The organism is Photobacterium panuliri (assembly GCF_059920555.1).
The window spans coordinates 2,576,014-2,596,362 of sequence record NZ_CP197192.1 but is presented as its reverse complement, the minus strand read 5'-3'; the positions used below and the strand labels follow the sequence as shown (position 1 = coordinate 2,596,362).

Here is a 20,349-nt window from a genome sequence, read left to right as displayed (position 1 = left end):
AATCTTTTAATGGAGAACAAGGTGAAAACGTATTCGAGCAAGCCTGCATTTGCGTCATTTAAACAAAGCGCCATTGCTGCCAGCCTGTCTGTGGCCGTGTTGCTGCTGAGTGGTTGTGGTGAAGAGCAGCCGCAGCAAACCGTGGCGCCAGTTGTAAAACCGGCATTAACGGAGGTGGTATCAACCCAAACCAGTGCCGATTTGAGTTTCAACGGTGTGGTTCGCGCGGCGGAACGTGCTGATTTGGCATTTCGGGTCGGGGGGCGCCTCACTGAGATCCTTGTCAAAGAAGGGGATGAAGTGAAACAGGGGCAGTTGCTTGCCAAGCTGGATCCTCGCGATGCTCAAACTGCCCTTGCGTCTGCTTCTTTGGAGTTGGATAACACCAAAGCTGAGTATTCACGGGCAAAGGCGATTTATGAGAAGAGCCAGGCGATAGCCAAGAGCGATCTCGATACGTTGGCAACGCGTTATAACTTGGCAAAAAACCGTTTGGCAGAGGCCAAGCGCCAGCTGGAGTACACCCAGCTAAAAGCACCGTTCGATGGCATCATTGGTCGAAAAATGGTGGATAACCACGTTCAGATCCAAGCTAATTCCCCTGTGCTTACCTTGCATGATCTTAGTGATCTCGAGGTCGTGATTAATATCCCGGACAGCGTGATGCTGTCACCGCTGCGTGGTACTCAGGCACAGGCCGAACTGTCGGCTATTCCGGGGCAGCTGTTTCCGTTGGCATTGCGGACCTATGCCACCCAAGCCGATCCGGTGACTCAGACGTATGCGGTGGTGCTGGGTTTTGATGACCTGAAGGGTTTTCGTGTTCTGCCGGGTATGGCTGTGAAAGTGCTGCCTGTTGCCGCACATGCAGAGAATGAGCAAATGGCATCATCGTCGACAATTACTGTGCCGTTGACTGCCATTGTCCCTGATAACCAAGGCAAGCAGTTTGTTTGGGTGATTGGTGAAGGGAACAAGGCGGAGAAACGCTACGTTGAAGTCGGTGCGTTGGTGAAGAATCGTATTGTGATTGAACAGCATCTTAAGCCGGGTGAGCGAGTGATCATTGCTGGCGTGTCGAGTGTGCGTGAGGGCATGGAAGTACGTCCTTATAGCGATAACAACGGAGCATAATCGATGGATATTGCACGTTATACAATCGCCAAGCGAACCAGTGTTTGGGTGATGATCGCGTTGGTACTGTTAGGTGGCTATATCAGTTACCTGAAGTTGGGGCGCTTTGAAGACCCGGAGTTTGTGATCCGCCAGGCGGTGATCAACACCCCTTATGCCGGTGCGACGGCTCAGGAAGTGTCGGACGAAGTGACCGATGTGATTGAAGGGGCTGTCCAGTCGCTGCAAGAGCTTAAGGAAGTGAAGTCGGTTTCGAAGCAGGGAATGTCTGAGGTTACTGTGGAGATCAAGCTGGAGTTTGCGAAAAGCTCGGCCGATCTCCAGCAAGTTTGGGACAAACTGCGGCGTAAAATCGGTGATGTTCAGCGCCAATTGCCACCAGGGGCGGGTCCGTCGATTGTCAATGATGACTTTTCGGATGTTTATGCGTTGTTCTTTGCGGTAACCGGAGAAGGGTTTACCGATAAGCAGCTGCAAGACTATGTCGATAGCTTGCGCCGCGATCTGGTTCTTGTATCGGGTGTGGCGAAGACAGCAACATTGGCTGAACAGCAAGAGACAATCTTTGTTGAAATCTCCAGTGAGAAGCTAGCCAAGTTTGGTGTTTCAGCAGAGAACGTGTTCAAAGTACTGCAAAAGCAGAACTTGGTAACGGTGGCGGGGAGCATTGAAACTGATGCTATGAGGATCCCTGTTATTCCGAGTGCGAGCATCCGTTCGTTCAATGATCTGAAGAACCTGCAGGTGGGGGTTGGCAGCAACAATACTGTTTTGCGGTTGGGTGATATAGCCAACGTGACCCGCGGTTATCAAGAACCGGCGTCCATGATGATGCGTTATAACGGCGAGCGGGCAATTGGTTTTGGTATTTCCAATGTCACTGGCGGCAACGTGGTGGATATGGGGGATGCGGTCAAGGCGCGGATTGCCGAGCTGGAAGGCCAGCGTCCTTTGGGTATTGAGCTCCATGTTATTTCGATGCAGTCAGATTCGGTGCGAGCATCGGTGGCGAACTTCATTGATAACCTGATTGCCGCTGTTGCTATTGTTTTCGTGGTCTTGCTGCTGTTTATGGGTGTCCGCTCCGGGGTAATTATCGGCTTTGTGTTGCTGCTGACCGTTGCTGGTACGTTATGCATCATGCTGATTGAAGACATTGCCATGCAGCGGATTTCTCTGGGGGCGCTGATCATCGCGCTCGGCATGCTGGTGGATAACGCCATTGTGGTAACTGATGGCATTTTGGTCAGGATGCAGACTAACCCAGAGGAAGATCGCGAAGTGATTGTCTCTGAGGTGGTGAATGCTACCAAGTGGCCATTGCTGGGCGGTACCGTGGTGGGGATCTGTGCATTCAGTGCTATCGGTCTTTCGCCTTCGGACATGGGGGAATATGCTGGTTCGCTGTTCTGGGTGATCTTGTACTCGATGTTTTTGAGCTGGGTATTTGCGGTTACTGTCACCCCGATGCTCTGCTATGACTTTATGAAAGTTAAAGCGGTGCCAGCCGATCGCAAACCTGGTTTTATGGTGACGGCGTACAAAGGCCTGCTGACTTGGGTTCTGAAGTACCGCCTTATTAGCTGTGGTCTGCTGCTCGCGACTTTGGCGACCGCCATGTGGGGAGTTAAGTTTGTCCCGCCGGGCTTCATGCCAGATTCGCAACGCCCGCAGTTTGTGGTGGATGTTTACTTGCCGCAAGGTTCGGACATTAAGCGTACTGAGCAGGTTGTCGCCAGCATCGAGCAGGATGTGAAAGCCAAAGAAGGGGTAACGAATATTGCTAGCTTTATTGGTGGTGGCGGCCTTCGTTTCATGCTGACCTATTCACCGGAAGCGCGTAACCCAAGCTATGGCCAGTTATTGATTGATATTGATGACTACACCAAGATCGCCCCATTACTGGGTGAGTTGCAGGCTGAGTTGGATGCCAAGTACCCCGATGCTTCAATTAAAGTGTGGAAGTTCATGCTAGGTCGTGGGGGCGGCAAGAAGATTGAAGCTGGCTTTAAAGGGCCGGATAGCCATGTTTTGCGCCAGTTGGCTGAGCAGGCTAAGGCCATCATGCTCAGTGACGATCAACTGATTGCGGTACAGGATGATTGGCGCCAGCAAGTGCCGGTACTACGTCCAGTATACTCGGCGCAGGAAGCCCAGCGTTTTGGTTTGACTACTCAGGAGATCAATCAGGCGATTGCCCAGACACTCTCGGGGCGTAATGTGGGCGTTTACCGTGAAGGTGATGATCTTATCCCGATTGTGGTTCGTTCGCCGGAAAATGAGCGCAACCATCAGCGCGCCATTGAGAATACTGAAGTGTACAGCCACACCGTGGGCGGTTTCATTCCGGTAAGTCAGTTGGTCGAGTCGGTCGACGTGGTATGGGAAGATGCGATTTTACGTCGTATCGACCGGATGCCGACGATTTTGGTTCAAGCCGATCCGGCCCCTGGTGTGCTAACCGCCGATGCATTTGCCTCTGTGCGTAGCAAGATTGAGGCGATTGACTTGCCACCAGGGTACGAACTGATTTGGTACGGTGAATACAAAGCTTCGAAGGACGCCAACGAAGGGCTGGTGATTTCTGCGCCATACGGCTTTGCGGCGATGATATTGTCGGTGATCTTCATGTTCAATGCGTTGCGCCAGCCTTTGGTGATTTGGTTGACGGCACCATTGGCGTTGATCGGGGTAACCGTGGGGTTGATTATTTTCCAGACCCCGTTCGAGTTCATGGCAATTCTCGGTTTCCTCAGTTTGATCGGGATGATGGTGAAAAACGCCATCGTGCTGGTGGATCAGGCCGATGTTGAAATTAGAGACGGTAAATCGCCGTATCAAGCTATTATTGACGCGGCTTTGAGTCGAGCTCGTCCGGTTCTGCTTGGGGCATTGACTACGATACTGGGGGTTGCCCCGCTTTTGATTGATCCCTTCTTCAAGAGCATGGCTGTAACCATCATGTTTGGTTTGTTGTTTGCCACAATCCTGACCTTGGTAGTGATTCCATTGTTTTATGCGATGTTCTTCAGGGTCAAATTGGATGCCGTAAACTAAAGCAAAGCATGTTTATTTGCTGTAAAAGCCCGCCGCTGAAAAGTGGCGGGCTTTTTGTTTGAAATGGGTTTTCTATTTCCGGAGTCGGTCTCGGGTAGGTTTGCGAATTATGCAATAGTGACTCTATGTTTATGGTGTATTGTAAATGCATGTAATAAATAAATTTCATCATGCTGAATTCTAATTGTGAATATAATTGGCGCAAATTATTACCTGTACTTTCTCACATGCTAAAGAAAATCAGTCTCGTATTTTTACTTGTTATTCTTTCTATTCTCGCTATTACTGTTTTAGTTTCGAATCATTTTTTGGATAAGTTTCGACATGAAAATATCCTATATGCAGATAATTTCGCCACTAAAACCATCACAGGTAGTTTTAATGCTGCCATTAATGAATTGATTTCTTCTACTGAATCGCTGGGTCATGCAATGCTATTGGATCCCGTTAAGCCATTTGATGAGAAATCTGTTTTACAAAATATGATGAATATCGTTAATACAAACGATACATATAAGGCGATGACAGTAGCCGCCCCTGATGGACGTTTTTTTTCTACAGCCACTAATGGTTGGTCGAAAGATCTGAATGCCAAAGAAAGTGGTCGCGAATGGTTTACGGCGATTATTGTGGATCATAAAGTCGGGCATGCTACCGCACCGTACCAGTCAATAGATGGGACAACGACGATTACAGTGAGCGCCCCGCTGACCCTTAACGATAGGACGGTGGGTGTTGTGGCAATCGATGTTGATTTAAATCAGATTATGCCAGAACTCGGTGTTGAGTTTGCAATTACAACGAAAGACGGGATGATTGTTGCGGTTGATAGTCAGTCGATTGACTGGTTGAACCAAAATCTTTTCGATGTACGTCCGACATACAGAAGCATTACTGAAGAGCCGTCGATTATTGTCAGCCCAGCAGGAAGTGTCTTTAGCATGTCTCGAGAATCAATTGGTGCTGATTATTATGCGTATGTGTTTACTAATCAAAAACAAACAGTCGAAAATGCGCAAAATATCTTATCTGCATTGATCGTCTTGCTGGTCACGATTGGATTGGTGCTGACAGCAACAATCTATATGATCGTACGACGTGAGTTGGCAAATATTCCGAGAGTCGTGAGTACGATCGGTAATATGGCTGAGGGCGAATTTCATTTAGTCAATATACCAAAGGCCAGCAATGAACTTGATAACATATCTGGGTCGCTGGTTACCATGCAGGCGCGTATTAGTAATGTGCTGAATTCAGCACAGGTAATAATGAAAAGCCTATCTGAGCATCAGCAACAGATTTCGGATATTTCATCGCAGCATGTTATTCGTTCAGAATCTGAATTGGCGAATATTGAACAAGTTGCCAATGCTATCTCTCAAATGGCTTCAACAGCCAATGATATTGCAGAAAGTGCACAAGCTGCTGATGTAGAAACGTCATCAACACTGAAGCTATCTTCAGCTAGTCTTGAGACATTGAAGCGCTCTACAAGCATCGTAGATCAGGTAACTCTATCGATTAAAGAGTCATCAAGGGTTCTAAACGAGTTAAAAGGGCTTTCAGACAATATTAGCTCGGTAGTTGAAGTCATTGGTAATATTTCAGACCAAACGAATTTGTTAGCACTGAATGCGGCGATTGAAGCCGCACGAGCTGGTGAGCAGGGGCGTGGTTTTGCGGTAGTTGCGGATGAAGTCAGAGCACTGGCAGTAAAAACTCAAGAATCAACAGTCAGTATTCAGAGTATTATTACGACCTTGCAGGCGAGTACGCAGAGTGCGGTTGAAGCGATGAACGGCAATTTACAGCTGGCAAGCCGACTATCTAGCAATTCTGAAGAAATTGAAGTGGCATTTAATGAAATATCGTTAAAAGTTTCTCAGCTGTCAGATATCAACTCAGCGATGGCTCGGGCTTCTGAAGAGCAATATATCGTTAACCAAGAAGTATCTCGCAGTGTTGATGAGATTAAAGTGATGGTTGGCGATAACCTTATGGGGGCCAAAGAAGCAATAGAATCTAACTCTGAAATGGCCCAATTGGTGGACGAACTAAAAGGCGAAGTGAGTTACTTTAAAGTAACGGTAGCTGAACCAAGATAATCGTATATCCCAATAAAGATCGGTAAGTGAGCCTGCCACAGGAATGTGGCGGGCTTTTTTGTATTTGTTTAAAAATTAAAAAAGCCTATCGTGTCTATATATTTAGAATCCTTTTAAGTTCTCTCGAGGTTGTTATTCGCTAGTGACTGTTTTTGTTGGTTGGAAAATGGCGGTTACGTTATATGCAGAGTGCTATCTTGTTTATATGTTTATGATTTAAAGGGTTTTTTATTTATTTTGCTTTAAGTTATTCCATCGAGGTTATTATTTGTAGCCATTTATGCTTTTTGTGAATATAATCCGCTGCCCAAAAAAACAGACTCATATGTTGATTTGTGCAGTAAATGATAATGATAAAAAAAGTAAATAAAGCCATAAAAAACATCCCGCTTAAAGTATTGCTTTCGCTTTCATCTTGTTTTGCCATCCTGTGTTTCATCATAGTGATATTGGTAAATCAAAACATGCTTGCTGGTGTTAGGGATAACACTAATCATGTAAACGATTATATTGAATTTAACCGTCATATGCGTGCATTTCAGGAGAGCATAGATAGCAGTCGTGTTGAAACGATTTATGGATTAGGTTTTGATAGCCGCCTTAATCCAATGGTGGAAGCGAATCGTGCCAATCTTGAATCGTTGCAAGAACGTTACAACACTATCTTGCAATCTGGCAATATAGTGCTGACATCTGATATTCGGCAGACTCTGGCTCAATTTTTTGATAATTACGCTCGCTATGTTGAGCTGTCAGTCGTTATGCGTGATAAACGAATGGCGATGAATGAGACTTATGCGTCATTAAGTTGGATCACTTCAACGATTACTCAGGTCGATCTCGCCATTGGGGCCAATCGCAATGCGGATGATATTGCGCAGTGGAACCGTAATTTAGCGGCAATCTCTGATACCGGGGCGTTGATGCTTCATCATATTGCCGAAGGTGTGAAGGGACGAAGCCTCGACGATAGTCAGAAAACACTGACTATGACAGAGTCTCTGCTAGAAGATCTGAAGGCATTTAAGTCATGGCCAGAAGTTGGATTGCTGTTACAACATGCCCATGATTGGTGCCGAAAAATCAGTGATATTATCCTGCTTCAAAATCAAGTAATTGTTATTTCAGGTGAAATGGCAAAACTAGGTTCAGAAAATACGGCAATGGTTACGGAACTATTGGCGCAGTCTATTCGTTCTAGCCAAGCATTGGGACAACAAACGACGTCATTGTTAGAGTCTGTAACGGCCAGTCAGTGGGCTGCGACAGCGGTGGCTGCATTATTGGCTCTCAGCCTGAGTGTGCTGATGGCGGCTGGTATCAGCAAGATTATTGCCACTCTGTCTGACGCAACACGTCAATTGGCAGATGGCAGGCTCGATGCTATGACAGGGATAGATGGCTATAACGAACTAGGCAAGTTAGGACAAAGTTTAGATAATGCCATTGATAAATTAGCCGCTACCCTTGCCGCTTTGCGTGGGATCAGTGAGGAGGTTGCGGCTTCTTCCACTGAGTTGGCCGCGGTAATGACGCAAAGCGAAGTCAATGGCAAGGAGCAGCAGCATCAGGTGTCATTGATTACCTCAGCCGTTAACGAGTTGGCTCAGACAGCAACACAAGTGGATGGCCACGTACAATTGGCTGAGACAGAAGCGCGACGTGCTTTTGATTTGGGGCAAAGCAGTGCCCAGGTCGCCCAGCAGGCCCGCCAGATGACGGATGAATTACAAGCTCAGTTAAATGAAATGTCAGCTCAAGTTATGGGGCTCAACGAGCAGACGATCAAAATCAGCGAGGTTGTGACGGTTATTGACAGCATTTCGGAGCAGACGAATTTGCTGGCGCTAAACGCAGCGATTGAAGCCGCGCGGGCGGGAGAAAGCGGACGTGGTTTTGCTGTTGTTGCTGAGGAAGTTCGAACCTTGGCAGGAAAAACACAAGCATCAACCCAGCAGATACAATCGATTATTGAACAGCTTCAACATAAATCTTCAGAGGTTGTTGAGGTGGTTAACTGTACGTTGGATAAGGTTAGTCGCAATCGTCAAATGAGCGAGCAAGCCGATCAGCAGTTGCTGAAGATCAGTGAGGTTATTGCCAATATTAGTCAGGTCAATGCTGCTGTGAGTCAAGCTGTTGAAGTGCAAAATACGGCGATTTCTGACATTACGGCGACGATTAATGGTATCAATGACATTATTATTCAGAATGTAGCAGGCATTGGCCAAGCCGCTGAGGCAAGCAGTCATCTTTCGCTGCAGGCTGAAAATCAAAATAGCCAATTGGACGTATTTCAATTACCTAAGTAATAACGGTTATTTTCATTAACCCGCCCAGATATGGGGTGACACTTAAAAAAGCCTGCCATGTTAAATGGCAGGCTTTTTTTGTTGTGTTTGTTTTTATTTTTATGCGGTGTGTTTTTTCAGACTCGGAACCAACCACTTTTTCTGGCTTAGCAGCACGATGCAGCATGGCAGCAACCAGCTGGCGTGGGCGCTATAGAGCGGTAGCCATTGGTTAAATGTTTCGTTGAGTGACGGTGGCATTTTATCAAGAATGCTAATGGCATCTAAGCTACCGAAAACAAAGGCGGTTACGATTGTTGCGACATAAGTTCGCTTAAATTTCTTGTCCCCTGGGTAGAACAGGGCTGCAAGGATCAGGGCAATGGCCACCGGGCATAGAATCAGAATGGCAGGCAGGCTCAAAGCGAGGATTTGGTCAAGGCCAACATTGGCAATAAGACCTGTAATCACAACGACGATAGTGGCACTGCGACGGAACGGTACATTGAATGTTTGCTGGTAGTATTCGGTACAGGCGTTTGTAAGGCCTACAGTCGTTGTCAAACATGCCATGATAATAATTGCAGCCAGTAGTAGCTGCCCATAGCCACCGAATGCGTGAGCTACGTAGAGGCTTAGTAATTCGCCACCGTTGCTGGCACCTGCTGCAATAGGTGATGATGTTGCCCCTACATAACCCATAGCCAAGTAGCATAGGCTCATCAAGAAAGCGTAGATAAGCGCGACCTTGAAGGTAATACGGCGAACGGTTTTTTCTGCGGTTACGCCTTTGTCGTTAATGGCTCGGATAACCACCCAGCCAAACCCCACAGCTGCGATAGCGTCCATTGTCATATAGCCCTGAACCAACCCTTGGGTAAGAGCCATATCGGCAAAATCACCGCGCGGAACAGAAGGTGGTGCAAGGGGATTGATTACCGCGGTGATAGCTAAAGCAAACAGCATTAGGATCAGCATTGGTGTCATGATTTTGCCAATGTAGTCGACAAGTCTACCTGGGTAGAAGGCTAGCAATAGAGTGAGCAGGCAAAAAAGTGTTGAAAACAGGGCAAGGTGGTTATCAGTAACAAAAGGCTTGATCCCCATTTCGTAGGCCACGGTGACGGCTCGAGGCATGCTAAAGGCCGGTCCAACAGCAGTGAGTAGCGAAACCCAGATTAGCGTAGCCAGCCACTTAGGTAGCGGGTTGGTCAGCTGATTGCTGCTGCTCAAGCGGCCAAAAACAATGAGGGTTAATGCGGGCAGGCCAACGGCCGTGATTAAAAAACCTGCCATAGCCGGCAATAGCTGGGTTCCAGCTTCAAGGCCGAGAAACGGGGGAAATATGATATTGCCAGCCCCGAGGAACATGGCAAACGTCATGAGGCCGATAGCCAAGATGTCATTTGTTTTCATTACAAGTCCTGTATTTGCATTCCAAAAATTTGGGTTAGGACCGTCAGTGGCTAAAGGAGAGATAAGAGAAGGGATACTTACTTTCCGTCAGCCCGGCTGACGGAAATGGCCGCCAGCCTAGATAACGATGACTAGGACGACGACAGCGACGACTGTCTGTGTTGCACGCATAAGTGCATTCTGGGCTTGTGCCAGTGCCGAATGGGCAAGAAATGCATTTGATTTAGTATGAATAAGCATGATGCTTTTATTCCTTCTGCGAACAACGGATACAACATATAAGTATTTACGGGTGCTGTAAACCGCAAACTGAGAAATTTATCAAAGCGAGAGTTTTGTGCTGGTTAAGTGGGCGATATACCAAGGGATCAAATGAATGGGCCGCCAGCAATAGCCAGCGGCATGTGGTAGAAGGGGGTTACTGCTCGGTAGTGCTGTATTCTGCTTTATTTTTTTTGAGGGCTACACAAGGTAATTTGTGTCGGTATAGCCGGGCAAAGAACAGGGATGCGAGACAAGGTAAGAACCAACTGGCATGAGCGCCATAAAGCGGTAAATATTGGCTAAATAATGTGTTGAGGCTTTCTGGCAGTTTGTCGAGGATATGCAGGGTATCAAGCATACCGAAAAATAGAGTCACGGTAACGGTGGCAAGGTAAACACTGCGCATATTGCGCTCCGCTTTGATGAATAGTGCCGTTATGACAAGCGCGATAGCGACAGGGCAGAGTATCAGAATGGCAGGCAGGCTGACTGCGAGAATTTGGTTGAGGCCGAAGTTGGCAATAATGCCTGTAAGAAGGCATACGATAAACGATGTAAATGAGAATGGGGCATTGAATGTTTGCTGGTAGTACTCGGCACAGGCATTGGTTAGGCCAACGGTTGTCGTTAGGCAGGCCATGACGATAATGCCAGCAAGTAGGTATTGGCCATAGATACCGAAAAGCTTGGCGACGTACAGCGATAGGATTGTTCCGCCATTTTCAGCGCCGCCAGCTACACCGGAGGACGTTGCGCCAACGTACCCCATTGCAAGGTAGCAGGCTGACATCAGTACCGCATAGATCATGGTAACTTGAATCGTAGAACGAAACAGGCCTTGGCGAGATGCGACTCCTTTGTCGCGGATAGTTTTGATGATGACCCAGCCAAAGCCAACCGCGGCGATGGCATCCATTGTCATATAGCCTTGAATTAAGCCTTGGGTCAGTGCTTGATGTTGGTAGTCACCTGTTGGTGCAGCCATTGGGCTGATTGGGTGGGTAAAAGCAGCGATAGCCAGTATAGCGAGTAAAGTGACTAACAACGGAGTCATAATTTTTCCGATGTAATCGACGAGTTTCCCACGTTGAAAAGCCAGTATCAGGGTCAAGCTGACAAACGCAATGGAAAACGGTAGCAACATGTTTGAGCCAACGAATGGCGCTATACCCATTTCGTAGGCGACGGTAACGGCGCGGGGCATACCAAAAGCCGGACCAATGGCAGTAAACAGCAATACCCAAAATAATGTGGCCACTGGTGCAGGTAGTGCGGCAGTAAGCTGTTGGCTGTTGCTTAGGCGTCCTAGAACGATCAGTGTCAGGGCTGGTAGGCCAACGGCTGTAATTAAGAAACCGAGCATGGCCGGTAAAAAGTGGGTACCCGCTTGAAGGCCGAGGAATGGGGGAAAGATGATATTGCCCGCACCGAGAAACAGTGCAAAGGTCATAAGACCTATGGCGAGTGTGTTGTGTTTGTTCATTCGGACTAGTCCTCTTACTGAATTTATTCAGTTTTGTTTTGGACCGTCAGATAAGCTGATGAAAGAATAGGATGGATATGATGATTCTCCCGTCAGCTAGGCTGACGGGTATAGCCGCCAGCCTAGTTAATAATCACTAGAATAGCAGCAATAATGTTATGTGATACAGATGTCCCGCCTGTCCTGAAGACAGTTGCGCAAACAGATTGTCGGCATTGGCGGTTGAGCATGGTCATTTCCTAGACATAAGTATCGGATTCCTATTTAACATATAAATTATATTTCGAAATGTAAACACTTAATGGTGATTAAATTTGCATTAAGCCAAAGACATTTTCGCCGAAATGAGTATTTTGAGGTAGTAAGTGACGTTTTTAAGAGGTTGCAAGTTGTGTTGAAAGCCATTCACCATGTTGCCGTGATCTGTTCTGATTATGCGCGTTCAAAAACGTTTTATGTTGATATTTTGGGATTGGAGATTATTGCTGAACATTATCGAGAGGCTAGAGATTCTTGGAAGTTAGACTTGCAACTGCCTGATGGTAGTCAATTGGAGTTGTTTTCTTTCCCCTCACCCGTCGAGCGGCCTTCCTATCCGGAGGCTTGTGGGTTACGGCATTTGGCTTTTGCCGTGGAGGATGTTGAACGGGTAGCGCAGTACCTGTCATCGAAAGGGATAGGGGTTGAGCCCGTTAGGGTGGATGAGTACACGGGGAAGGCGTTCACCTTTTTCCAAGACCCAGACGGGCTGCCACTAGAGCTTTATCAATATGGCCACTGAGAAGTGACTTGCTTTAGTAGATTATACCTGCCAGCAAGGCGGCAAATGCCAGACTTGCCACACCATAAAAACCAAACTCGATACGTGATTCTGTCACGTTATCACCATCTTGGGGTTTTAGGGTTGCCATGATAAAAAACGCACCGATGGAAAGGCATACCAACAGAACGATCAGGGCAAATAACGTCCCCTCAATGAGGTAGGTAAAGTTCATAAACAGGCCTAATCCATTGTGGCACGAAAATGATGGCTGGATCATACACATCGAATTGCACGATAGGAAGGAATTTCGACACTAAAACGCAATAAAAACAGAGTGTTAATGAGCAATGATAAATAATGAAATTTTGTGGGTGATTAATACGACAAGTGAGAAAAATCGGGGGTAGTATGAAAATAATCTTGGTGGACTATTACATGCCGATGTATTTTTCAACTTGTTAAAATGTAATGCAAAATAATCTTCTAAAAGTCATCGAATTGCAGAGACTTGTGGTGATGTAAGGTGCGGATAATCCATTACGCTTTAAAGATAATCGAATGAATGAAGGTGATTATGTGAAAGTGGCTTTTTTTGGTGAGTGTATGGTTGAGCTCAGCGGGCAGCCGCTACAGCGCACTTTCGGTGGCGATACGCTTAATACCGCGCTTTATTTGGCGAGATTAGGTATTAGTCGCAACATATCAGTGAGCTACGCTACGGCCTTAGGGGTTGATAATATTAGTGCGGAAATGCTGGCGGCTTGGCAGCGGGAACGGATTGATACCCATATGGTGCGGAAATTAGAAAACAAGCTGCCGGGATTGTATTTAGTTGAAACAGAACCTAATGGTGAACGTCATTTCCATTATTGGAGGAATGACAGCGCCGCTAAGTTTTATTTTTCAACGGCAGCCGCGACTCCACTGGAGCAGGCGATTGACCGTAACGAGTTCGATGCTCTGTATATTAGCGGCATAAGCCTGGCTATTTTGGCTGAAGATGCCAAAGCGACGTTAGTGACGTTACTGGATAGGCATCGTCAGCTTGGCGGTAAAGTTCTTTTTGATAATAATTTCCGGCCCCAGCTATGGACGGAGAAACAAGCTCAGTACTGGTATTCGCAGGTACTGCCATTTGTTGATATCGCTTTGATGACGGAAGAGGATGATCAACGGGTTTGGGGTGATAACGATATAGTCGCCCGCTGTTGCCGTTTTGGTTGCAATGAAGTGGTTATAAAGCGTGGCAGTGATCCTTGTGAAGTTGTTAGCCATTTGCAGTCGCCTAAACCTCGGCGTATTTATGTTGATGCTAATGATATTGGCAATGTTGTTGATACTTGCGCCGCTGGTGACTCCTTTGCTGCGGGTTATTTAGCTGGACGTCTGAGTGGGGTGGATGAAAAACAGTCTGCAGAACTGGGACATCGGTTGGCATCGATAGTTATCCAGCATCCTGGCGCGATTATTCCTGCTACAGCGATGACATCTTTACTGTGATTGATCTTTGAAAGGGGGAGGCTGTATGGGCAAAATGCGTACTCTTCACGATCAATTGTTCATATATCAGTCAGTTGGCGATAATTAAATAAAATTTTTATTGACTCATAAGCAGCATTGCGTAGAATGCACGGCATACCCCAGCGGCAATGGTTCGCTAGGTTATTCAGAGGCGCGTTGGCAGAGTGGCTATGCAGCGGATTGCAAATCCGTGTACCTCGGTTCGACTCCGGGACGCGCCTCCATTTGCGACACTAGCTCAGTTGGTAGAGCGCAACCTTGCCAAGGTTGAGGTCACGAGTTCGAACCTCGTGTGTCGCTCCAAATAATTAAGATATGGCCGAAATCGGCGGTATCAAATGGTGCATCCTTTCAGGCACCGCAAAGAATTTGCGTGCCCTGGTGGTGAAATTGGTAGACACAAGGGATTTAAAATCCCTCGACGTTCGCGTCGTGCCGGTTCAAGTCCGGCCCGGGGCACCATTTGCGACACTAGCTCAGTTGGTAGAGCGCAACCTTGCCAAGGTTGAGGTCACGAGTTCGAACCTCGTGTGTCGCTCCAAATTATAAGCCCCGTCAGTAATGACGGGGCTTTTTAATATCTCTTTCTCAGTACCTGCTATTTTTGTAATTTTACTTTTAATACATCGAATTACGATTTATTCCATAACTGTTCTAGACTTCAGGGGTATTCTATAAAACCCTGGGGTATAAAATGTCTAATTCTATTCAAGAGCCTGCTCAATCTGGCAATTCATCCTTTCTGTCTAAAAGCTGGAAGTGGTTTGTTATTGTCGGCATCCTTGTATCGTTAGCTGGTATTGCTGCTATGAGTCTACCTGTGATGGCAGGAGTGACGATTACGACAATAGTAGGGGCCATTTTTTTATTTAGCGGATTGGTACAGGCATATCATACTTTTAGCATAACCCCTTGGAGTATCAAGCTGTGGTATGTGCTGGGGGCTGTGTTTTATATTGTTGGTGGCTTGTTTATTTTGTTTAAGCCATTAGCTGGACTCGTGACAATTACTATGCTGATGGTGCTAGTAATGATTTTCAATGGTATTACCCGTATGGTTTTTGGGATTAGCCATCGTTCGCTATCCGGAAGCGGTTGGGTAATTGTCAGTGGTTTGATTTCGACCTTGATCGGTTTTTACTTCTTCTCATTGTTAAATGATCCTGAGTTTTCCTTGTCTCTGCTCGGTGTGTTTGTCGGCGTATCTCTATTGTTCGAAGGGGTAAGCTTTGTATTTTTGGGATTGCAGTTAAAGAAAGTGGTATCTCAACGCGGGTAGTGAAGTCAGTATCGCACCATATCAGCGCATTTCGCTCAACCAAGATGTTTGAAGCAATAATGGCTTTATTCGTTCAAATGGATGGAGTGAGTGCGCTGAGTTTTCCCTCTAGACGGCTCTGTTTTGTTCTTGTGTTTCTGCTTTAATATCTTATGCTAATAAATTAATGCTGCCGTGAGAGGCTAAGCGTTGCTTGGCTTAGTCTCTGAGGGTATATTTGTATTTTTCATGGCGATGATAAAATTCTGTACTGGAACTTTTTTAGTATAAATAATATACTGATTTGTATTAATAAAATAACTATCTTCGCAATTTTGGTGTCATTTTACAGTAGAACCAAGTTCAAGGATGGATCGGCAAGCTGTGAGTATGGTTTAAGTACGAGAGAAAGAATAAAGTACATAGCCATCATAATGATTGTTTTTCTATTTGAAGGTTATTTCTGTAGTTAATAATTTATGACAATTAGTATTAGATTCAATAATTCATATAAGATCTTTTTGGAATCGGTATTTAATAAAAATAATGCTCGTTCTTATCTATATGATCTATCATCAATTGCATTGCTATTATTACCAATTACATTGGCAAATGCTTTAGCTATGTTATTGGGCCATGGGCTTAATATTATTCATTACGGTGAGTTGGCAAAATTATTTTTCCATCTATCTAACTTGCTCATTAATATTTACCCATTATCTTTTTGTATTATTTCTGCTTATTATTTTTCACATAAAACCAATACAAGTAGCGTCATTGTAATTATATACTCTGTTGTGATGCTATATTTAGTTTCATTAGAAACAGATTCATTATCCGTCGCTTATTATTTGCCCAACAACCCATTGTTAGCGCTATTGAGTGCGTTACTTACATTTGCTTATTGTGCTCGATTTAATGTACAACTAACTGAACCGCAGTCTCTTGATTTTGCAACTAAGTTGGCGAAGCAGGTCCTCCATTTATTTGTATTTGTGTGTGTTGCATTAATACTCTCAAAATTCAGTGCTGAGTCTATCAATTTCTTGTCTCAACAGATCAGTACAGTAGAGCCAGATCCTTTGACATTTACTGGTGGTTTGGTTTACCAGACGCTGCTAGGTTTGCTTGGCGCGATTGGTATCAATGGGCACAACATGCTATTTGCGACAAAGCAGCAATTGTTTGCCGCAACGGAGCTGAATGTGGCTGCCTGGCATGCGGGAGAAGCCTCGCTAAATGTCATTAGCCAGGGTTTTTATGATGCCTTTATGTCTATGGGCGGATCGGGCAATAGTATTAGTCTGCTGCTTTGTATTTTACTATTTTCTAAAACCCGCAACCATATCATGCTGGCTTTAGCTGCATTACCGCTTGTAATATTTAATATTAATGAAGTTTTGTTGTTTGGCCTGCCTATAATTTTTAACCCTGTAATGATTATTCCATTTGTTACGGTACCCTTGGTGAGCTTTATAATAACCTATGCCTGCATTGCATCTGGTTTAGTCTCGCCAGTCGAAAATATTGTAAATTGGATGACTCCGCCATTATTTAGTGGTTACGTTGCTATGGGTAATAATATTGAAGGGGCATTGTTGCAACTATTTATTATTGGCGTGGGTGTTTTTATATATCGACCATTTTATCAGGAATTTGCAGGGAAATATTCAGTACACTTCAAGTCTGTTGCGCAATATACGAGTATGGAACAAACCATGTTCAAGAACTTGCTTGATGGGGTAAGAAGTTCAGCGGCGACAAGTATTAATAAGTCTTCGGCACAGCAGCGATTGGCAAATATGTTGCGAGATGGTGGACTTGTTATGCATTATCAAATGTTGCAGTCGGTTAGTGATAAAAAAATCTGCTCGTTCGAGGCGTTGATTCGTTATAAGAATGCTGCGGGTAAGCTATATCCACCTACGTTTATTGGTGATTTTCAGTTACTCAATGCAATGCCGATGCTGGATAAAGCCGTTATCGAACAGGTATTGGCTGATATGCAACAGATGCCTCTATCATCCGAGCGACGGGTGGCAATCAATATTTCGGTTGCATCGATTGAGCAGCCTGATTTTGTTGATCATTTACTTGCACGTTTGCAGCATTACCAGATCTCGCCCCAATGGTTAGAGATTGAAATTACCGAAGAAGCCATACTCAGTGATAATGTGCATTTGAGTCGGACGATGGAAGCTCTACAGTCTCAGGGTATTAAGGTCGCAATGGACGACTTTGGTACGGGTTATGCCTCGTTTCCGCATTTGCTGAAGTACCCGTTCGATAAAGTGAAAATTGATCGTTCACTGTTGCTTGATGCCGTTACGGACAAGGGGCGGGCACTCTATCCGCTGGTTGCTCAAATTGGTGAAATAGCTAACTGTAAGATTGTGGCTGAGGGTGTTGAAACCGATCAGGAGTATGAGTTTGTCGCCAACAGTGGTGTGGATATCGTACAGGGGTTTCTGATTGCACGACCACAGCCGCTTGAGGATGTGCTTGAAGCGCTGCGTGCCGAATAAGATTAGTCACATCGCTATTCTTGTGTTGTGAGGATGTTGCGGCCTGATGTCAGCTATGGTAATAGAATGATATCAAGGTTTGTGAGCATGACTAAGCACAAAGGCAGGGATAGCGATGAAACTTAACTGTGATATGGGGGAAAGTTTCGGCAGTTGGGAGATGGGGAATGATGCGGCGGCGATGCCTTGGATCGACATGGCAAACGTGGCTTGTGGTTTTCATGCCTCAGATCCGTCTCATATGGCGAAGACAGTCGAATTGGCGTTAGTGCATGGCGTTGAGATAGGTGCGCATCCCGGCTACGACGACAAGCAAGGATTTGGGCGTCGGCATATCCCTCATACATCACAAGAAATTACCCAGCTCGTGGCCTATCAGGTTGGTGCGTTAGATGCCATTTGTCGTTTATATGGCGCAACGCTGAATTATGTTAAGCCACATGGTGCGCTGTATAACGATATGATGGCAGATCCCTCGGTTTACGAGGCGATTTTGTCTGCGGTATCTTTGCTTAATATGCAGCGTCCTTCATCATTATCGTTGATGATCCTTGCTCGTACTGATAATCGCCAATATATAGCACAAGCGGCCAAGTATGCGGTGCCGTTGTTATTTGAAGCATTTGCCGATCGTGCCTACCAATCAACGGGCTTGCTCGTACCGCGATCACAAGCTGGCTCTGTGTATCATGATACCGAGCGTATTCGCCAGCAGGTTGCTGAACTGGCCGGCGGCTGGGTGACGACTATCGACAATCAGTGCTTGAAGCTATATGCGGATACGGTCTGTGTGCATGGTGACAACGAAGAGTCTGTCATGCTGGTCAAACAGCTGCACGAGGATCTTCGGCGATGATTCAATTGCAGCCTGTTTCCGAAACGACAGCGATTGTTTATTTCGGTAACCATATTGATCTGTCACTGATCCCTCTCATACGGCATGTTGCTGATTCGCTCAATCACCCGGCCATTATTGAACGCATTCCTTCCTACACCTCGCTGCTAATAGAGTACCGTGCTGATGTACTCACTATCGAAATGATTGATTCTATGATTCAAAGCGCTTTGGCTTGTTGGGAAAATAATGGCAGCCCGTTATTGGGGAGGCAGATAGTATTACCGGTATTTTATGGTGGCGAGGCTGGCCCAGATCTGCCCATGCTTGCTTCCCAGTGCGGTCTCAGCGAGCAAGAGGTCATTGATATTCATTGTGGACAAACATACAGGGTATGCGCGATAGGTTTCGCCCCGGGATTTGCTTTTTTGGCTTCCGTTGACCAGCGCATTGCCATGCCTCGCCATGCGACACCTAGAAAGTTAGTTCCGGCAGGCAGTGTTGGGATTGCAGGGCAGCAAACAGCCGTTTATCCGCTGGACTCTCCGGGTGGCTGGCAGATTATCGGTAATTGTCCCGTATCGCTGTTTGATCCCCATGCCAATCCAGTTTCACCTGTCGAAGTGGGAGATGAAGTTTGTTTTGAGCCTGTGACAAAAGCGGTGTTTCTTGCCAAGGGGGGGAGGCTATGCCGGCATTGGAAGTGATCCGTCCCGGGATGTTGGCGTTGGTGCAGGATCTGGGTCGTTTTGGCGTTGCTCAGCAGGGATTGAGCCAAGGCGGAGTTTTGGATCTGCATGCGGCCTGCTGGGCCAATCACTTGGTTGGTAACACATCGTCGAGTGCTGTCATCGAGGTGACAATTGGCCAGACGCAATTGCATGCGCGCAGTGATTTACTGGTGGCGATTACCGGTGCTGATATGAGTCCGCAATTGGATGGTGATGTGTGCCCCTTGTGGCAGAGCTTCGAGGTCAAAAAGGGTCAGGTGCTGACGTTCGGTTATGCTTGCACGGGAATCAGGGCATATATTGCAATTCGTGGCGGCATAGCAACACCAGAGGTGCTGGGAAGTCGCTCGACAGTACCTCGCAATCAACTCGGTGGTCTTGTCGATGGGCAGGCATTAGAGGCTGGTGACATTATTCCGTTAGGCGAAGCCGATCCTACACAATGGCAAGGCTTTGTGGGGAGGATGACGTCGTTTCGTTTTATTCCTGACTACTCTCAGCCGATTATGCTGCGGGTTATCGAGTCTTACCAGTCCCATCTATTTTCTTTTGATGATAAAGAGCGCTTCTACCACTCCGTTTATACTGTGAGGCAGGAAAGTGATCGGATGGGATGCAGGCTCAGTGGTTCTGCAATCTCTATGGAAGTACCTGAAATGGTCTCTGAAGGGATTGCGCTTGGGGCGATTCAGTTTCCTCCCGATGGGCAACCGATTATTTTACTCAACGATCGGCAAACCTTGGGTGGCTACCCGAAGATTGGCTGCGTGGCTAAAGTTGATTTGTCGCTATTGGCACAGGCTCGGCCCGGTGCAGAGATCCGGTTTGAGAAAGGGGATTTGCCGCTGTTGCAAAAGGAATGGTTGGCTTTTGGGCGCTTTTTTGGCGTGTAGAGATACAATCCTTTTCAACTTTAGATAGCAGTGTCACTGCGAATGCGCCGAACTGAACATAGTGAGATAGCGT

General features: G+C 46.3%; 15 protein-coding genes and 4 tRNA genes. 15 read left to right on the top strand and 4 right to left on the bottom strand.

The features are described 5' to 3' along the window. Nucleotides 1-21: 21 nt before the first annotated feature. From ACSF8X_RS11875 to ACSF8X_RS11860, 4 genes are all read left to right on the top strand, one after another. Nucleotides 22-1,134 (top strand): efflux RND transporter periplasmic adaptor subunit, encoded by a 1,113-nt coding sequence (locus tag ACSF8X_RS11875; RefSeq protein WP_500850056.1) that lies wholly within the window; start codon nt 22-24, stop codon nt 1,132-1,134. A 3-nt stretch (nt 1,135-1,137) separates the two neighbouring features. Then, nucleotides 1,138-4,191, top strand: a complete 3,054-nt coding sequence (locus ACSF8X_RS11870) for an efflux RND transporter permease subunit (protein WP_500850055.1) — start codon at nt 1,138-1,140, stop codon at nt 4,189-4,191. Nucleotides 4,192-4,361: 170 nt separating this feature from the next. Further along, a complete protein-coding gene (locus tag ACSF8X_RS11865; RefSeq protein ID WP_500850053.1) occupies nt 4,362-6,296 on the top strand; it encodes a methyl-accepting chemotaxis protein in 1,935 nt (644 codons plus the stop codon). Nucleotides 6,297-6,823: 527 nt separating this feature from the next. Further along, complete coding sequence (locus tag ACSF8X_RS11860; protein WP_240478233.1) at nt 6,824-8,608, top strand: methyl-accepting chemotaxis protein; 1,785 nt, start codon at nt 6,824-6,826, stop codon at nt 8,606-8,608. A gap of 99 nt (nt 8,609-8,707) precedes the next feature. Here the strand turns inward: ACSF8X_RS11860 and brnQ (ACSF8X_RS11855) are convergent, their stop codons facing one another. The 3 genes from brnQ (ACSF8X_RS11855) to brnQ (ACSF8X_RS11845) all read right to left on the bottom strand — a co-directional run bounded on the left by brnQ (ACSF8X_RS11855) (nt 8,708) and on the right by brnQ (ACSF8X_RS11845) (nt 11,750). Further along, nucleotides 8,708-10,003: a branched-chain amino acid transport system II carrier protein gene (gene brnQ, locus ACSF8X_RS11855; protein WP_500850052.1), complete on the bottom strand. Its 1,296-nt coding sequence runs from the start codon at nt 10,001-10,003 to the stop codon at nt 8,708-8,710. Between the two features lie 117 nt (nt 10,004-10,120). Further along, the gene (locus ACSF8X_RS11850) at nt 10,121-10,243 is read right to left on the bottom strand and encodes a hypothetical protein (RefSeq protein ID WP_276203175.1); all 123 of its coding nucleotides are present in this window, start codon (nt 10,241-10,243) and stop codon (nt 10,121-10,123) included. Nucleotides 10,244-10,421: 178 nt separating this feature from the next. Then, nucleotides 10,422-11,750, bottom strand: coding sequence for a branched-chain amino acid transport system II carrier protein (gene brnQ, locus ACSF8X_RS11845; RefSeq protein WP_084722127.1), 1,329 nt, complete (start codon nt 11,748-11,750; stop codon nt 10,422-10,424). 391 nt (nt 11,751-12,141) lie between these two features. Between brnQ (ACSF8X_RS11845) and gloA2 the strand changes: the two genes are divergently transcribed. Then, nucleotides 12,142-12,531 (top strand): SMU1112c/YaeR family gloxylase I-like metalloprotein, encoded by a 390-nt coding sequence (gene gloA2, locus ACSF8X_RS11840; protein WP_500850051.1) that lies wholly within the window; start codon nt 12,142-12,144, stop codon nt 12,529-12,531. 13 nt (nt 12,532-12,544) lie between these two features. On the opposite strand, the gene ACSF8X_RS11835 is transcribed toward gloA2, so the two are convergent. Further along, nucleotides 12,545-12,745, bottom strand: coding sequence for a hypothetical protein (locus ACSF8X_RS11835; RefSeq protein ID WP_047877055.1), 201 nt, complete (start codon nt 12,743-12,745; stop codon nt 12,545-12,547). Nucleotides 12,746-13,071: 326 nt separating this feature from the next. On the opposite strand from ACSF8X_RS11835, the gene ACSF8X_RS11830 reads away from it, so the two are divergent. The 10 genes from ACSF8X_RS11830 (at nt 13,072) to ACSF8X_RS11785 (ending at nt 20,276) form a co-directional block, all read left to right on the top strand. Further along, nucleotides 13,072-14,013 (top strand): sugar kinase, encoded by a 942-nt coding sequence (locus tag ACSF8X_RS11830; protein WP_205626046.1) that lies wholly within the window; start codon nt 13,072-13,074, stop codon nt 14,011-14,013. Nucleotides 14,014-14,184: 171 nt separating this feature from the next. Then, nucleotides 14,185-14,258, top strand: a tRNA-Cys gene (locus tag ACSF8X_RS11825). A 3-nt stretch (nt 14,259-14,261) separates the two neighbouring features. After that, nucleotides 14,262-14,337, top strand: a tRNA-Gly gene (locus tag ACSF8X_RS11820). Between the two features lie 72 nt (nt 14,338-14,409). Next, a tRNA-Leu gene (locus tag ACSF8X_RS11815) sits at nt 14,410-14,496 on the top strand. A gap of 3 nt (nt 14,497-14,499) precedes the next feature. Beyond that, nucleotides 14,500-14,575: transfer RNA gene (locus ACSF8X_RS11810), tRNA-Gly, on the top strand. A gap of 153 nt (nt 14,576-14,728) precedes the next feature. Further along, complete coding sequence (locus ACSF8X_RS11805) at nt 14,729-15,313, top strand: HdeD family acid-resistance protein (protein WP_047877054.1); 585 nt, start codon at nt 14,729-14,731, stop codon at nt 15,311-15,313. 458 nt (nt 15,314-15,771) lie between these two features. After that, nucleotides 15,772-17,817, top strand: a complete 2,046-nt coding sequence (locus tag ACSF8X_RS11800; protein ID WP_500850050.1) for an EAL domain-containing protein — start codon at nt 15,772-15,774, stop codon at nt 17,815-17,817. Nucleotides 17,818-17,932: 115 nt separating this feature from the next. Continuing rightward, on the top strand, nt 17,933-18,673 hold the full coding sequence (locus tag ACSF8X_RS11795; protein ID WP_047877052.1) for a 5-oxoprolinase subunit PxpA: 741 nt from the start codon (nt 17,933-17,935) through the stop codon (nt 18,671-18,673). Continuing rightward, entirely contained in the window at nt 18,670-19,359 is a 690-nt protein-coding gene (gene pxpB, locus ACSF8X_RS11790; RefSeq protein WP_500850049.1) for a 5-oxoprolinase subunit PxpB, read from the top strand. Before ACSF8X_RS11795 ends, pxpB begins: the two co-directional genes overlap by 4 nt. Then, on the top strand, nt 19,341-20,276 hold the full coding sequence (locus tag ACSF8X_RS11785) for a 5-oxoprolinase subunit C family protein (RefSeq protein ID WP_500850048.1): 936 nt from the start codon (nt 19,341-19,343) through the stop codon (nt 20,274-20,276). Before pxpB ends, ACSF8X_RS11785 begins: the two co-directional genes overlap by 19 nt. Nucleotides 20,277-20,349: the final 73 nt, after the last annotated feature.